Consider the following 15,642-nt stretch of genomic DNA (forward strand, 5'->3'; position numbering starts at 1 on the left):
ATGGATTCCAGAAAGGAAACCATGAAAATTCGGACTCCTCGATGGACGGCCGGCCGAGCTGATGCGGACCTCGCCGACCCCTACTTGTACACCGAAGAGACACATCTGGAAATGTGGCGGCAGGCACGTGCCGGGCATCCGGTGGCGTGGACGGAGTCGGAACTGGCCGGCGGCTTCTGGTCGGTCGTGACCCACGCCGAGGGGTCGGAGGTGATCAGGCGCCCGACGAGCTTCGTCTCCGTCCAGGGGATGCGCCTGCAGGCCAACCCCGCCGGAGTGCGGGCCGCGGCGGGGCGCATGCTCGTCGTCTCCGACGGCGCCGAACACCGGCGGCTGCGCGGAGTGCACCAGGCATGGTTCAACGCACGCTCCGTCGCCGCTCTCGTCCCCACGCTCGGCGCCCGCATCGACGAACGGCTCGACGCCCTTCTGGGGCGCGGCACCTCCTTCGACGCGATCGCCGAACTCACCGCCGAGGTACCGCGATGGGCCCTCTTCGACCTCCTCGGCGTTCCCGAGGAGGACCAGGAGGACCTGGCCCGCACGATGGAGGCCGCCTTCGACGACTCCGACCCGGGACCCGCGGGCGAAGCCGCCCGCACCGCCGCGCACACGCAGATATTCGGCCACTTCGGGGACCTGCTCGACCTCCGCAGGGACGAGCCCGGCGACGACATCGTCTCCGCGCTCGCCCAAGCCGCCCCCGACGGCGTGCCGTTGACCGACGACGAGATCCTGCTCAACTGCGACGGCCTGATGAACGGCGGCCTGGAGACCACCTCGCACGCGCTGGCCGGGGCGCTGCTGCTCTTCGCCCGCAGGCCGGAGGTGTGGCGAAGGCTCAGGGACGATCCGGGGCTGATCGACGCGGCGGTCGAGGAGATCCTGCGGTGGACCTCACCGGCCCTGCACGCCCTGCGCACCGCCACGGAGGACACCGTCCTCGGCGACGCCAGGATCGCCGTGGGCGACAGGGTCGCGGTCTGGTACCCCTCCTGCAACCGTGACGAGAAGGTCTTCGCCGACCCCAACACCTTCCGGCTCGACCGTCGCCCCAATCCGCACATAGCCTTCGGCGGCGGTCCCCACTACTGCATCGGGGCCACCCTGACCCGCCTGGAGGTGCGGTGCGTGCTCGCGGCCGCGGTCGAGCGGATCGCGGAGTTCGAGGTCGAAGGCGAGGCGGTGCGGCGCCCGTCCAACTTCCTCCAGGGCCTGTCCCACCTCCGGATCGGCCTGACGGCGGACCGGGGGCCGGGCGCGCGGCGGGGACCGGCCAAGGGAACGCCTGACAAAGGAACACCTGCCAGCGGGACGCCTGTCAACGGAGCGCCTGCCAGCGGGACGCCTCTCAACGGAGCGCTGGTGAAGGGGACGTCGGCGGATGGGACTTCGGTCGACCTGCGCATCGCCCTGCCTGGCACGGACACCGACGCCGGGACCATCGAGGTGCGCAGCAACCAGGAGGTCACCTTCGGCCGGGGCCTGACCGACGCGCCGGCCGACATCGCCGTGGACGACCCCACCGGCGAACCCATCGCCGGACGGATCAGGGCCGCCGAGGACGGACTGTGGTTCATCACCAACCTCAGCCGGGCCCGTACCTACGTGGTGGAGAACGAGGAGGGCGGCGGCGAGTACGTCTGCGTGCCCCCGGGCCGGCTCGACATGCCCGTCCCGTTCGCGCACGCCAGGATCAGCCTGCCGTCCTCCTCCGGCGCGACGTACATGTCGGTCAGCGCGCAGACCCCGGCCAACGCGTACGCCGCGGGCGGGCACGCCGTCGACGCGGACCCCGCCGAGCAGCCGCCCCCGGCGTTCGCCCTCGACCCCCGGGCCAAGTACTTCCTGGTCCTCGTCGCGCTGTGCGAGCCCCAGCTGCGCACTCCCGCCACGGTGGCCATCCCCAGCACCGCCGAGATCGTCCGCAGGCTGAGCCCGCTGGCGTCCTGTCACGGGATCAGCCCGGCCGCGGTCAACTTCCACATCGAGTACATCGCCCGGAACAAACTGGGCGTACGCAACCAGCAGCCGCCGTCGGGCCGTTCCGGCGGCAACTGGCTGCGTCAGGCGGTCGTCTCCACCGCGCTGCGGTTCCGTCTTGTGTGGACCGAACACCTGGCGCTGCTGCCGGCCGCCGAGGCACGGTGACCGTCAGGGGGCGCCGCGCAGTCGCCGGGCGACCAGCTCGGCGACCACCGGGGCGGTCCCGGCCGACAGCAACTGGTGATGCGTGCTGTCGAGCGCCACGTCCTCGATGGCACCGTCCACATACGGTCCCCAGGCCTCGGCGGCGGACGGCAGGTCGCCGCCGCGGCTGAGGGCCGCGGTCACGAACAGCATCGCACCGCGGAACGGCTTGGGGGTGAAGTCCCGGGCGAGTTCGAGGTTGTTCTCGAAGACCCTGACCACGGCGTCCAGTTGGGGCCCGGTCAGTCCGAGGGCCGCGCCGCGGTCCGCGGAGTCCGGTGCCGTGGCGTCCACCCCCAGAGCCTCGGAGATCGCGGCGAGCGCGTCCTCCGTGCCGGCCGCCGAACCGGGGCCGTCGTCCTCCGGTACCGCCTCCAGGTCATGGGGGTAGCCGTCCAGGACGCACAGCAACGGCACCTCTTCCCCCTGTTCCTGGAGGAGGACCGCCATCGCGTGGGCGACGAGGCCGCCGAACGACCAGCCCAGGAGGTGATAGGGGCCGGCCGGCTGGATCGCGCGCAGCCGCTCGACGTACTCCGCCGCCATCTCCTCGACGCTCGCCGGGAGTTCACCGGCCGGGGAGATGCCGCGCGCCTGCACGCCATGGATCGGGTGGTCGGGACCGATGTGGGGGAGCAGGGCCGAGTAGCACCAGGCAAGGCCGCCGCCGGGATGTACACAGAACAGCGCGGGGCCCTTCCCGGACGCCCGCAGCGGCAGCACGGTCCGGAAGTCGTCGTGCTCCAACGGTGCCCGGTGCGCGCGCTGTTCGGTCAGCCGCAGCGCGAGCTCCGCCACGGTGGGCGCCTCGAACAGCGCCCTGATTCCCAGCTGTTGACCGGTGGCCGACCGGATCCGGCCGACCAGGCGCGCGGCGAGCAGGGAGTGACCGCCGAGCCGGAAGAAGTCCTCGTCGGCGCCGACGGCGGCCACTCCCAGCTCCTTGGCGAAGAGTCGGGACAGCAGTTCCTCCGTGGCTCCGCGCGGCGCGCGACCGGCGGCCGACGGGCCGGACCCCGGCCGGGGCAGCGCCTCGCGGTCGATCTTGCCGTTGGTGGTCAGCGGCACCTCGTCGATCACGACCAGTGCCGCGGGCACCATGTGGTCGGGCAGGGTGCGCTCCGCGAAGCGGCGCAGTTCCGCGGGGTCGAGGCGGGCGCCCGCGGCGGGCACGGCGTATCCGACGAGGCGTACGTCCCCGACGGACGCGGCCTGTGTGGTGACCACTGCCCGTGCCACATCGGGATGGCCCGTCAACCCCGCTTCCACGTCGCCCGGTTCGATGCGGAACCCGCGGACCTTCACCTGGTCGTCCGCACGGCCCAGGTACTCGATGTTGCCGTCCGCCAGCCACCGGACCACGTCCCCGGTGCGGTACATCCGAGAACCCGGCGGGCCGTACGGATCGGCCACGAACCGGTGTGCGGTCAGCCCCGGGCGACCCAGATAGCCGCGCGCCACACCGGAGCCGCCCACGTACAGCTCGCCCTTCACCCCGACAGGGACGGGACGCAGCCGTTCGTCGAGGACGTAGAGGCGGTTGCCGGACTGCCGGGTGCCGATCGGTATCTGGCCGGGAGCCAACCGCTGTCCCGGTTCGACGGCGTACTCGGTGCACGTCACCGTGATCTCGGTGGGGCCGTAGAGGTTGTGGGACCGGAGCCCGGGACGCCTGCGCCGCGACAGCTCCAGCGCCTCCGCCGTGAGCGGCTCACCACCGAGCATCAGGTCCTCGGTGGGCACGAACACCTCGGGCAGGGCGTCGAGCAGCGCGAGGTGGCTCGGGGTCACGTTGAGCATGGTGCACGGGTTGTCCGCCAGCCACGCCTCCACCTGCGGGTCGTTCTCCAGCGGCGCGAGGAGGACGCAGCCGCCCAGGGTCAGTGGGGTGAACAGGGACGTGACGGAGATGTCGAAGGACACCGACGAGCTCAGCAGGACGACACCGTGCGCACCGGGGTACTTCTCGCCGATCGAGATGACGTAGTCGATCACAGCACGCTGCGGTACGACGACGCCCTTGGGCCTGCCGGTGGATCCGGAGGTGTAGATGACGTACGCCGGGTGGAGGTCGCGCAGCGGGGAACGGCGGTCGTCGTCGGTGAGGTCGGTGTCGGTGTCGGCGTGAGTGTCTGTGCCTGTGTCTGTGTCGGGGCCCGGTGTCGCGGGCGCGGGCTCGTCGAGGTGCCAGGCTGGCACGTCCACGTCCGGCAGGCCGGCCCGCACGGAGCTGGTGGTGAGCAGCAGCGCCGACCGGGAGTCCGCCAGCATGAAGGCGATGCGGTCGGCCGGGTAGTCCGCGTCGACGGGCAGATAGGCACCGCCCGCCTTGCCCACGGCGAGCAGCGCGACCAGCAGGTCGGTCGATCTCTCCAGGGCGACGGCCACCACGTCCTCGGGCCCGATGCCGAAGGCCACCAGGCGGCGGGCGAGCCGGTTCGCCCGCGCGTTGAGCTCCGCGTAACTGAGGACGTCCGTACCGCACCGGACCGCGGGCAGCTCGGGCGTGAGCGCGGCCTGCCGCTGCACGAGTTCGGCCACGGAGGACGCCCGTGCGTCGTCACCGGGGCGGGTCTCGTCCTCGGCGCCTCCCCAGTCGGTCAGCAGCCTGCGGCGTTCGGCGGTGTCCAGGAGCTCGATGCCGTGGACGGCGACGTCCGGGTCGGCCACGACCGTGTTGATGAGGCGGACCAGACGGGAGGCCATGGACTCGACCGTGGCGCGGTCGAACAGCTCGGTGTCGTAGTCGACCACACAGCGGATGCCCTGGGGCGCGCCGCCCGGACCGTACTCGTCCTCCACCTGGAACAGCAGGTCGAACTTGGTGGCGCTGGTGACCGTCTCCACCGGCACCACCTCCACGGCGCCCAGACGCCACGCCGCGGTGGAACGGACCTCGAAGGTGAGCATCGTCTGGAAGAGCGGGTGCCGGCCCGGCGAGCGGTCGGGGTTCACCGTCTCCACCAGCCTGTCGAACGGCAGGTCCTGGTGCTGATAGGCCGCCAGGTCGGTGTCGCGCACCCGGGCGATCAGTTCCCGGAAGGTCGGGTCCCCGGAGAGGTCGGCGCGGAGTACGACGGTGTTCACGAAGAAGCCGACGAGCTCCTCGAACTCCTCCTCGGAGCGGCCCGCGACGGCCGAGCCCAGCGGTATGTCCGTGCCGGCGCCGAGCCGTGAGAGCAGTGCCGCGACCGAGGCCTGGAGCACCATGAAGACCGTCGCCCGGCTCTCCTTGGCCAGCGCGACCAGGCGGGCCTGCACGGCGGTGCCGAGCCGGAACTGGAGGCTGCCCGCGCGATGGGCCGACACGGGCGGCCGCGGACGGTCGTAGGGCAGCTCCAACTCGGGCGGCATCCCGGCCAGGGCGGCGGTCCAGTACCGCAACTGCCGTGCCTGCAGGCTGTCCTGGTCGTCCGCGTCGCCCAGGAAGTCGCGCTGCCATGCCACGTAGTCCGCGTACTGCGCGGGCAGCGGTTCGTCCCAGTCCGGTTCGTCCCCCGCGCACCGCGCCTCGTACGCCGTGGCGAGATCACGGGTCAGCGGCCCGATCGACCAGCCGTCGGCCGCGATGTGGTGGGACAGCACCAGCAGGACGTGGTCGGTCTCACCGAGCACGAACAGCGTGCATCGGACGGGGGGTTCGGTGGCGAGGTCGAATACATGGCGGGTCGCGGCGTCGAGATCCCCGGCAAGACGCTCCGGATCGCTCTGCCGCACCAGGAAGACCGGCCGGGCATCCTCGGTGTCCCGCACCTCCTGATAGGGCTCGCCGTCGACTTCCACATAGCCGGTGCGCAGCACCTCGTGCCGCTCGACGACGTCGGTGAATGCCTGGATCAGCGCATCGCGGTCGAGGATTCCGGTCAGCCGGAGGGCCAGCGGCACGTTGTAGGCCGGGCCGTGTTCTTCGAATCGGGACAGAAACCACAGTCGGCGTTGGGCATAGGAAAGCGGGATCATTGGTTCCCCCATCCGATGGCGGTATGACGCGGTGGTCCTACTGCTTTTCGGCCACGGTCTCGGTTTCGGTTTCGGGCTCGGGCCTGGGCTCGGGCGGGGTGAGCGGAATGTCGCGCATGCCCCGCAAGGGTGAGAAGAACAGCCAAAGACCCGCGCAGCAACCACCGATGACGGCGATCCACAAAGTGGTCTGGACGCCGAAGGCAGTGGCGAGCCCGCCGCCGACCAGGCCGCCGACCGGCAGGGTGCCCCAGGTGATCCAGCGCGCGGCGGCGCTGACCCGGCCGAGCATCTCCGGCGGGCAGGCAGCCTGCCGGTAACTGGTCAGCGAGATGCCCGCGACCGTGGAGGAGAACGTCCAGGAGACCCAGCCGAAGCCGAACAGCAGCACCCACCAGCCGGATCCGGCCATCGGGATGAGCAGGCCGGGCAGCGAGAGGATGGTCATCGAGATCCAGCTGATCCGCGCGGAGCCGAACTTCCGCGCGAGGTGCCGCGCTGCCACGCCGCCCGCCACACCGCCGACGGCCCCCAGCGCGAGGAGCAGACCGACCAGGCCGGGACGCAGGCCGAGGGTGCGGATCAGGAACACCGGGCCCAGGGTCTCCACGATGATGACGAAGAAGTTGGCGGTGCCGTTGAACGCCACCGAGTTCCGCAGGATGCGGTCACGGAGGACGTAGTCGAGGCCTTCCCGGATCTGGGCCCGCATCGTAGGACGCGGGCCGGGGTCGGGCTTCCGGCGCGGCTCAGGGGTACGGATCGCCGTCAGAGCGCACGCCGACAGCGCGAAGGAGACCGCGTCGGCCACCATCGCCCCCGCGGCGCCGACCAGCGTCACGAGGCCCGCGCCCGAACTGGGCCCCGCGACCTGTGCGACGGACCGGGACGCGGCGAGCTTGCCGTTGGCGTCGAGGAGTTGGTGCTTCTCGATGACCGCGGGCAGATAGGCCTGGTAGGCGACCGCGAAGAACACGGAGAGGACGCTGGAGACCAGCCCGACGGCGTAGAGGTGGACGAGCGTGAGGGTGTCGAGGGCGTGGGCGAGTGGCACCGAGCCGATCACCAGGAACAGCGCGACGTCGCACCCGATCATCAGGCGTCGTTTGGCGACCCGGTCCACGATGGCCCCGGCCGGCAGTGCGACGAGGAGGTAGGCGCTGGTCTCGGCGGCCGCCAACAGGCCGACCTGGAACGGGGTGGCGTCCAGTAGCACGACCGCGACCAACGGCAGGGCCAGGACGGTGATCTGCGATCCCATCTCGCTGACCGTCTGCCCGCTCCATAAGAGCAGGAATTCACGGTTGTGCCAGATCGAGGAATGTTTTCTACTGTCGTCGACCATCCGTCAGATAGTGTCATCCGCCCCAACACATGTCCATGCCATCCTCAGTCGCAGGCGTCACCGAATTCCCCTTTGCCGAGGCCCCGACTCGCAGTTTCGGAACAAATGAGACGGACGTGACTATGTGTTCAGACGGGTGTGTCTTTGTGCTCGGGTGGACGTGACTATGGGTGTCGGCAATTTCAGCGAGTACGACACGCCGGTACGGCGCAGGGCAAGTGCCCTTGCCCTGCTGCTCGGCGCCGATGCGGCGGTCCAGTTCGGATCCGCCGCGGCCGCCCTGCTGATACCGAGGGTGGGCGTCTGGGGCGTACTCGTCCTGCGGCTCACGGTCTCCGCGGCGCTGCTGCTCGCGCTCTGCCGGCCCAGGCTGCGGGGGCACACGACGGGGGACTGGGCGGTGGCGGGGCTCCTCGGTCTGACGCTGTGCGCCTGGAACAGCTGCTTCTACCTCGCGATCCGGCACATGCCCCTGGGGCCGACCGTCACGCTGGAACTGCTCGGTCCGCTGGCGCTCACCCTGTTCGGCTCCCGGCGCGCGGCCGATCCGCTGTGGGCGGTGCTCGCGCTCTCGGGGGTGTTCCTGCTCGGCAAGGACGGCTTCAGCGGGCTCGACCCCGCCGGAGTGGCCTTCGCGCTCTGCGCCGCGGTCCTGTGGGCCTGCTACATCCAGCTCAGCGCGCGGACAGGGCAACGCTTCCGGCGGCTCGACGGACTGGCTGTCGCGATGGCGGTCGCCGCCGCGGCGAGCATCCCGGTGAGCCTGGTGGCCGGGCGCGTGACGTTGCCGGAGGCGGGGGACGCCGGGCTCGTCGTCGCCGTGGCCGTGCTGTCCTCGGTCGTGCCCACCGCCTCCGAACTCATCGCCCTGCGCACGATTCCCCCCGTCGTCTTCTCCGTCCTGATGAGCCTCGCCCCACCGGCTGCGGCGCTCGCCGGACTGATCGTCCTCGGCCAGTCGTTGACCCTCCTCCAGTGGCTGGCCATGGCCCTGGTGGTCGTCGCGTGCGGTGGGGCTCTCCTCACACCCGGACCGGCGCGAGGCCCGTGACGGCCTGCGAGGTCGAGCCCATCGAGCCCATCGAGCCCATCGAGTACAACGAACACAACGGGTACAAGGAATCGAGCACAACGAGTCAAGTACAACGAGCCGAGCACAACGAGTCGACCACGAGGCACGGGGGAGCAACTGGCCATGCTGCGCGTGTACTTCACGTCCGAGGACCTGGCGCGGGTACGGGTCGCCCCGGGCCCCGACCACCTCTGGGAGATCAGCAACAGTGTGCAGACCCTGCAACGGCGGGACGGGGCAAGGGTGTTCGGCGAGTGGCGCCGCTGGGCACGACCGCGGCTCCCCGAGAGCAGTCGGCTCCTGGCCCCCCTCCTGCCTCCGCACGGGAACTCCCCGGACTTCCTCACCCCCACGCACGGCGGCGGCGAGACGCTCGAGGCGGCAGTCGACACACTCGTACGCACGCCACGCCCGCGCCTCCACGCCGATCTGCGCCGGGTGGCCGCATCGCGTCGCCTCCCGGGATGGACGCACGCGCTGGCGGGCGGCGGCGACGCCCTGCGGCAGTTGGGGCGGGCGCTCCACTCGTACCACCTGGAAGTGCTCGCGCCGTTCTGGCGGCACGTACGCGTCCACATCGACGCCGACCGCATGCTCCGGATGCGCAGCCTCCTCGACGGCGGCACCGATGGGCTCCTTGCCGGTCTCGGGCCTCAGTTCCGCTGGCGGCCACCGGTCCTCGAAGTCGACTACCCCGTCGCCCACGAGCTGCGTCTCGACGGGCGCGGGCTCATTCTGCAGCCGTCGTTCTTCTGCTGGCCCACGCCCATCACGCTCGCCGACGGCGCGCTGCCGCCCGTGCTGGTGTACCCCATCGAGCACGGGGGTGACTGGACGTGCCCCGCGACCGACGGCCGCCCGGACGACAGCGCGCTGGGAGCGCTCGTCGGGCACACCCGCGCCGCCGTCCTCGAAGCGGTCCGCTCCGGCTCGACCACGGTCGAACTCGCCCGCCTCCTGGGGGTGACCCACCCCGCGATAAGCCAGCACGTGAAGGTGCTGCGCGCGGCGGGTCTGGTGACGACGGTCCGCGGGCACGGGCGGTCGCTGCATGTGGCGACGGCGGAAGGGCGGGCGCTGCTGCGCAGTTGCGAGCGCGGCGACAGCGGGTAGCGGGGCGGGGCGGTCCGGGTCGGGTGCGCGGTGTGCGCCGTAAGCCTGGGCTTTCGTCGGTTGTGTATGGCATAGGCATGCCAGGAGGCTGGCCGGGCTGTCGCACGCACGTCCCCCACCGTCCCGCTTCCCAACAGCGCGCTGTGCGCGCGGCGTTGACGCCTCGTCGCGCTCGGGCCGGGGGACACCCCGACGACCCGACGAAGGAGTGGACTTGCGCACCCCCCACACCAGCAACCACGGCCACACCAGCACCCACGGCCATGCCACCGCCCCCACCCGCCGCGGCATTCCGCGCCGCACCGCGGTCACGGCCGCCGCACTCACTGCCGTCGGCGCCCTGTTCGTCGCACCCGGCGCGGCGCAGGCAGGCGCGCCGCCCGAAGACATCGCGGCGGCCACGTCAGGCCACGGCCTCGCGTGGTTCCAGGACCGCCACGGGCTGCCCCGGACCGGCACGGTCGACGGCGCGACCGCGAGAGCGCTGCGGCACGCCTCCGATGCCGAACTGCACCGGACCTTCCGCACCGCTGCCGACCTCGGCCCCGAGGAACTCGCCAACGCCCGCACCGTCATAGGTGTCGGCAAGGGCGCCCAGATCCCCGAACAGGGCCAGGTCATCGCACTGATGACGGCCATGCAGGAGTCGAAGTTCGTCAACTACCTCACGCCGGTGGACCACGACTCCCTCGGCATCTTCCAGCAGCGTCCCAGCACGGGCTGGGGCACGCCCGAGCAGATCACCGACGTCGCCACCTCGTCCAAGTCCTTCTACGGAGTCGCCCCCTTCGGCAGCAATCCGGGACTGATCCAGATCGACGGCTGGCAGACGATGCCGCCCGGCGACGTCTGCCAGGCCGTGCAGGTCTCGGCGTACCCCGACCGGTACGCGCAGTGGGAGCAGTTCGCCCGTGACCTGCTCGCGCAGGAAGGCCCGTCGGTCCCGCCGATCCCCTGAACGACGCCGCAACCTCACGCCCCCCCCACTTCGCCACCCCACACCCCAGGAGCCCCTATGCGTAAGAGAGTTGTCTCCACTGCGGTCGCCGCGGCCGCGGTCGGCGCCCTCGTCGCCCCGACCGCCGCCCAGGCGGACTCCGCGCACTCTGCGCACTCCCGCGCCGTCCAGGTGCTCGGCCACGGCTCGAAGGCCGGGACCGCGGTCGTCAGCGGTCACAACGAGGAGGGCACCCGCCTGAGTGTCGACGGCGCGCGTACCGCGAGCGCCCACACGCTCCCCGTCGACTACCAGGTGCAGGAGACCGGTTACTGGTGCGGCCCCGCCGCCACCCGCATCGCGCTGTCCGCCCGCATCGCCCCGCCGAGCCAGGCCGACCTCGCCGCCCAGCTCGGCACCACCGAGGCGGGCACCGACCACATCAGCCAGGTGGCCGGCGTGCTCAACGCCAACCTCGGCACCGGCTGGTACGAGACCAAGGAGATGCCGAACGATCCGCCCAGCCAGGCCCAGAAGGACCTGCTGTGGAACGACATCGTGCTGGACATCGACAACAACTACCCGCTGGTGACCAACATCGTTGCCCCGCCCGGCAACCAGCCGCCCGGCTACCCCTCGGACCAGACGATTTACCACTACTTCACGGTCATCGGATACGACGAGGCGAACCGTACGGTCCTCATCGCCGACCCCGCGTCCTTCAGCGGGAACCAGATCTACTGGCTCTCCTTCGAGCAACTCGCCAGCCTGATACCGCCGAAGGGTTACGCCGCCTGACCGGCACCGCTGACCGTTGCTCCCCCGACGGTCGCCCCTGACGCCTGACAAACGTCATCTCTTCCTGTGAGCAAGATCGTCCAGAGGGTGGAGGCGCGGTAGGTGTGGCGTACATGAGGATGGAGGCGTCCACCGAGCACACCCGACGAGACGGGACGTCCATGCCTCACACCCTCCCTCGCCCCCGCCCCGACCGCAGGAGGGCGCGCCTGGCCGCCGTGGCGTCGGCGGCCCTCCTGTCGCTCGCGGTCGGTGCGCTTCCGGCGACGGCCGCCACTCCCTTGTCGGCCCCCGCCACCGCGTCCGCCGACGCCGCTCCCACCGCGTCCCGCCTCGACCGGAAGGCACTGCGCGCCGCCCTCGACGCCTTCCACGAGGCGGGGATGTACGGGGCCATCTCATCGGTGAGGGACGGCTCGGAGCGGTGGCGCGGCGCGACAGGCGTCGCCGACGTCGACAGCGGGCGGCCGATGCGCCCCGACTACGAGCACCGGATCGGCAGCATCACCAAGAGCTTCACTTCGGTGGCCGTCCTCCAGCAGGTGGCCAAGGGGCGGATCGACCTGGACGCCCCGATCGGCGACTACCTTCCCGAGCTCGTGCCGGGCGAGCGGGGCAGGAAGGTGACGGTGCGGATGCTGCTCAACCACACGAGCGGCATCGCGGACTACGTGCTGCCCGCCTTCCCCAAGCTGGTGACGGACCCCGGACAGGCCCTCGACGAAGGCCGGTTCCGCACGCTGGCCCCCGAGGAGCTGGTCCGCCTCGGCCTCGCGGCCGAGCCGCCCGTTCCGCGCGGCACGCACTCGTACGCGAACACCAACTACATCATCGCCGGGCTGCTGTTGAAGAAGGTCACGGGCCAGGACCCGGAGACGTACATCACCAGGAACGTCATCCGCAAGGCCGGACTGAAGCACACGTACTTCCCGCGCTCGGCCCGCATCTCGGGGCCGCACGCCAAGATGTACGAGTCGTTCTACGGCGCCATAGAACCGGCACGCGACTACAGCGTCTACGACATGTCCTGGGCCGGGACGGCCGGTGCGATGGTCTCCACGACGAACGACCTCAACGACTTCTACCGCAAGCTCCTCGGCGGGAAGCTGCTGGGCGCGGCGGAGCTGCGGGAGATGAAGACGACGGTTCCCGCGTACGAGCCGGAGCCGGGGAACGAGGCGTTGATGAGGTACGGCCTCGGCCTGTACACCATCAAGATGCCCAGCGGCGGCTGGTACTGGGGCCACGACGGCGGTGTCTTCGGGGCCGGGACCTGGGCGCTGTCCACGGAGGACGGGCGCCGCCAGGCCGCGATCGGCTACAACCTGATGAAGTACGAGCGGTTCGGCGACGACGGCACGCCGCTGCCGAACCCCATCGGCGACGCGCTGCTCCGCTACATGGACGGAGCACTGAGCGGAGCCCCGGCCGCGCGGACCCCCGGCGCGTCGCCGGTGCCGCCCCGTCTGGTCGCTCCCGAGCAGCTGCGCCGCTAGAGGGCCGCGTCGTAGGCCGGTTCACCTTCGACGAACGTCATCTTCACCTCGGTGTCGTGCACTTGAGTGATCGGCACCTCGAAGGGGTTCTGGCCGACGACCACGATGTCGGCGAGCATGCCCGGTTCGATGCGCCCGACGCGGTGCGTCATTCCTTCCTGGCGCGCGGAGTTGACCGTGAACAGGTCGAAGGCCTGCTCCAGCGTGATGGCTTGGGACGCGCCGAAGGAGTCGGAGCTGCCTCCCGGCTCCTGCCGGGTGACGAGCGTCTCGATGGCGGACCACGGGTTCACCGACGGTACGACGCACCAGTCAGAGCCCGGCACGACCAGCGCGCCGGACTCGAGCATCTCGCGTACCGGCCAGGCGCGTTCGACCGCTTCTGGGCCGACGGCGGCCGCGATGTCGGAGCAGATGGGGGAGGGGCGCCACAAGTAGGGGGAGACCTCGAACGTGGCGCCGATCTGCGACGCGCGCTCGATGTCGCTCTTCGCCACGAACGTGCAGTGTCCTACGTTGTGCATGTACGGACCGTGTCCGTTGGCCGCGCGCGCGGCCTCGATGGCGCCGAGCGCCGCCCTGACCGCCGCGTCGCCGGCCGCGTGGAACTTGACCGTGATGCCCATCCGGTCGAACCGGGTCACCGCGTGGTCGAGGACCGCCGGCGCGATCGCGAGCATCCCGTGCCGCCCTGCCTCGTCGTCCCGCCCCTCCACCGTGTCCTTGTAGGGCTCGATCATCGCCGCAGTGCGGCTGTCGGTCGGCACCCCGTCGAGGAAGATCTTCACGCAGTCGGGCGCGAGGTGACCGATCGCGTAGAGGTTCCGCTTCGCGATCACTTCCTCGCACGCCGGATCATGGGGCGACCACACGAGACACAGGCGTACACGCTGCTTGACGGCTCCGCGCGCGGCGAGCCGGGTGTAGGCGCGCAACTCGGCCCGCGGCCCCGCGGTGAACCCGACCGCGGCCTCGGTGAACGACGTGATTCCGTACGAGAGCATTTCCCCGAGTGCCCACTCCAGAGCCGCCTCCACTTCTTCGTCGGCCGGTTTGGGGGCCGAGGCGGCGAGCAGGTCGGCGGCGGTCTCGCGCTGTATGCCGGTCGGACGACCCGCGGCGTCCCGCTCGAAGACGCCGCCCAACGGATCGGGTGTGCCGGGGCCGATGCCGGCGATCGCGAGGGCCGCGCTGTTCGCCCATGAGCTGTGTCCGCTGGTGTCCTCCAGGAGGACGGGACGGTCGGGGACGACGGCGTCGAGCATGGTCCGATCCGGGGTGCCGCCGAGCGCGTACGCGTCCCACTGCCCTCCGAGGACCCACGCGCCGGGCGCCGCCCGGGACACGTGCTCGGCCACGATGCGGAGGGTGTCGGCCAGGTTCGAGCCCTGCGGGATCTTGCAGCGGCGCTCGCGGACCCCGGCGTAGATGGGGTGCACGTGCAGGTCGTGCAGACCGGGGAGAACGGTGTCGCCCGCCAGGTCCAACACCCTTGTGTCGGGGCCGCGTTGTCGCAGCACGTCCGCACGGCCGCCGACCGTCTCGATGACACCGGCGCGTACGGCGAGGCCGTCGGCCCAGCCCGACGGCGTCCTGACCTGTCCACCCACCAGAATCGTGTCCGCGTACCGCTCGGTCATGGCGCTCCACCTCCAGCTCGGCCGGCCCGGCGGCTCAGCGGCGGTTGATGAATCCGGCGTCGACGGGCAGCGTGACGCCGGTGACGTAGCGGGCCTCGTCCGAGGCCAGCCACAGGACGGCGTTGGCCACGTCGACCGGCTCGATCGTGTCCACCGGAAGGGCGTTGGGCGACCCCTCGGACAGGATCGGGTCCTGGGCGACGAACTCGACCATGGCCGGGTCGGCGACCATGCGCGTTGCCACGCCGGTCGGGTGCACGGAGTTCACCCTGATGCTGTGCGGGGCGAGGTTGTTGGCGTACGTGCGCATCAGTCCGACCACACCGTGCTTGGAGGCGGCGTAGCCGAGGCCGCCGTTGCTGGCCCCGCCGATGCCGACCAGCCCCGCGGTGGAGCTGACGATCACGATCGAGCCGCCCCGCTCGGCCTCGATCATCGAAGGGACGGCCACCTCGATGGTGTGGAAGGTGCCGGTGAGGTTGACGTCGATGGCGTCGTGCCACGCCTGCACCCTGTCCTCCACCAGCAGCGGTGCGATACCGGCGTTGGCGACCACGATGTCGATGCGCTCGAACGCGTCGAGCCCGGCGTCGTACGCCTCTTGGAGGGCGGCCCGATCGCGCACGTCCGTCTGCCGTGCCACGACGCGGCGGCCCAGGGAGCGCACTTCCTCGACCGCCTCGGAGAGCTCATCCGGTGTCGACTGCGGGTAGGGCACGGTGTCGACCGGTCGGCACATGTCCACGACGACCAGGTCGGCGCCTTCCTCCGCCATCCGCCGGACGTGGCCGCGGCCGAGCCCTCCGGCCGCGCCGGTGACGAAGGCCACCTTGCCGTCGAGACGTCCCTTCGTGGTCCGGGGTTCCTCATGGGTCATGTCTGTGATGTACCGCGCGGCAGTCGGCCTGGCCAGCGTTTCCACCGGGGGCGGAGCCGGGGGTGGCCGAGAGCTGACGTGGGTTCAGCGGGTGGCGTCCGGGCCGACCTTCTTGAGCCCGATCGGACAGGCGTCGACCTGTATCCCGCCGGGGACCGGCAGCAGTCGCACGCGGTCACATCGGCGACAGGGGCAGCGGGGACCGGTGGTCACG

The 15,642-nt window shown here is 71.2% G+C and carries 10 protein-coding genes; 6 read left to right on the plus strand and 4 right to left on the minus strand.

The window, feature by feature from the left end:
* Positions 1 to 21: 21 nt before the first annotated feature.
* Complete coding sequence (locus AB0B50_RS01895) at positions 22 to 2,151, plus strand: cytochrome P450 (RefSeq protein ID WP_362323994.1); 2,130 nt, start codon at positions 22 to 24, stop codon at positions 2,149 to 2,151.
* A gap of 3 nt (positions 2,152 to 2,154) precedes the next feature.
* Here AB0B50_RS01895 and AB0B50_RS01900 read toward each other — a convergent pair whose 3' ends face one another.
* Together AB0B50_RS01900 and AB0B50_RS01905 are read right to left on the minus strand one after the other, a co-directional pair.
* Positions 2,155 to 6,150 carry an amino acid adenylation domain-containing protein gene (locus AB0B50_RS01900; protein WP_362323997.1) on the minus strand — a complete coding sequence of 1,332 codons (3,996 nt, stop codon included), beginning with the start codon at positions 6,148 to 6,150 and terminating at the stop codon, positions 2,155 to 2,157.
* 37 nt (positions 6,151 to 6,187) lie between these two features.
* Positions 6,188 to 7,495 (minus strand): MFS transporter, encoded by a 1,308-nt coding sequence (locus AB0B50_RS01905; RefSeq protein ID WP_362324000.1) that lies wholly within the window; start codon positions 7,493 to 7,495, stop codon positions 6,188 to 6,190.
* Positions 7,496 to 7,661: 166 nt separating this feature from the next.
* On the opposite strand from AB0B50_RS01905, the gene AB0B50_RS01910 reads away from it, so the two are divergent.
* The 5 genes from AB0B50_RS01910 to AB0B50_RS01930 all read left to right on the plus strand — a co-directional run bounded on the left by AB0B50_RS01910 (position 7,662) and on the right by AB0B50_RS01930 (position 12,911).
* A complete protein-coding gene (locus AB0B50_RS01910) occupies positions 7,662 to 8,546 on the plus strand; it encodes an EamA family transporter (RefSeq protein WP_362324002.1) in 885 nt (294 codons plus the stop codon).
* Positions 8,547 to 8,690: 144 nt separating this feature from the next.
* Entirely contained in the window at positions 8,691 to 9,680 is a 990-nt protein-coding gene (locus tag AB0B50_RS01915; RefSeq protein ID WP_362324004.1) for a helix-turn-helix domain-containing protein, read from the plus strand.
* Positions 9,681 to 10,068: 388 nt separating this feature from the next.
* On the plus strand, positions 10,069 to 10,638 hold the full coding sequence (locus AB0B50_RS01920) for a peptidoglycan-binding protein (RefSeq protein WP_362325022.1): 570 nt from the start codon (positions 10,069 to 10,071) through the stop codon (positions 10,636 to 10,638).
* 57 nt (positions 10,639 to 10,695) lie between these two features.
* The gene (locus AB0B50_RS01925) at positions 10,696 to 11,415 is read left to right on the plus strand and encodes a C39 family peptidase (RefSeq protein ID WP_362324006.1); all 720 of its coding nucleotides are present in this window, start codon (positions 10,696 to 10,698) and stop codon (positions 11,413 to 11,415) included.
* 161 nt (positions 11,416 to 11,576) lie between these two features.
* Positions 11,577 to 12,911: a serine hydrolase domain-containing protein gene (locus tag AB0B50_RS01930; protein ID WP_362324009.1), complete on the plus strand. Its 1,335-nt coding sequence runs from the start codon at positions 11,577 to 11,579 to the stop codon at positions 12,909 to 12,911.
* Here AB0B50_RS01930 and AB0B50_RS01935 read toward each other — a convergent pair.
* Both AB0B50_RS01935 and AB0B50_RS01940 read right to left on the minus strand, forming a co-directional pair.
* The gene (locus tag AB0B50_RS01935; RefSeq protein WP_362324012.1) at positions 12,908 to 14,551 is read right to left on the minus strand and encodes an amidohydrolase; all 1,644 of its coding nucleotides are present in this window, start codon (positions 14,549 to 14,551) and stop codon (positions 12,908 to 12,910) included. The two genes, AB0B50_RS01930 and AB0B50_RS01935, sit on opposite strands and share 4 nt — an antisense overlap.
* Before the next feature lie 34 nt (positions 14,552 to 14,585).
* Positions 14,586 to 15,428 carry a mycofactocin-coupled SDR family oxidoreductase gene (locus AB0B50_RS01940; RefSeq protein ID WP_362324015.1) on the minus strand — a complete coding sequence of 281 codons (843 nt, stop codon included), beginning with the start codon at positions 15,426 to 15,428 and terminating at the stop codon, positions 14,586 to 14,588.
* Positions 15,429 to 15,642 lie beyond the last annotated feature (214 nt).

It is taken from the genome of Streptomyces sp. NPDC041068 (assembly GCF_040647455.1).
Lineage (GTDB): Bacteria > Actinomycetota > Actinomycetes > Streptomycetales > Streptomycetaceae > Streptomyces.

Coding starts and splice junctions, on each gene's coding strand:
- AB0B50_RS01905 (WP_362324000.1), bottom strand. CDS start 7,495: ATGGTCGACGACAGTAGAAAACATTCCTCGATCTGGCACAACCGTGAA.
- AB0B50_RS01900 (WP_362323997.1), bottom strand. CDS start 6,150: ATGATCCCGCTTTCCTATGCCCAACGCCGACTGTGGTTTCTGTCCCGA.
- AB0B50_RS01910 (WP_362324002.1), top strand. CDS start 7,662: ATGGGTGTCGGCAATTTCAGCGAGTACGACACGCCGGTACGGCGCAGG.
- AB0B50_RS01940 (WP_362324015.1), bottom strand. CDS start 15,428: ATGACCCATGAGGAACCCCGGACCACGAAGGGACGTCTCGACGGCAAG.
- AB0B50_RS01915 (WP_362324004.1), top strand. CDS start 8,691: ATGCTGCGCGTGTACTTCACGTCCGAGGACCTGGCGCGGGTACGGGTC.
- AB0B50_RS01895 (WP_362323994.1), top strand. CDS start 22: ATGAAAATTCGGACTCCTCGATGGACGGCCGGCCGAGCTGATGCGGAC.
- AB0B50_RS01925 (WP_362324006.1), top strand. CDS start 10,696: ATGCGTAAGAGAGTTGTCTCCACTGCGGTCGCCGCGGCCGCGGTCGGC.
- AB0B50_RS01935 (WP_362324012.1), bottom strand. CDS start 14,551: ATGACCGAGCGGTACGCGGACACGATTCTGGTGGGTGGACAGGTCAGG.
- AB0B50_RS01930 (WP_362324009.1), top strand. CDS start 11,577: ATGCCTCACACCCTCCCTCGCCCCCGCCCCGACCGCAGGAGGGCGCGC.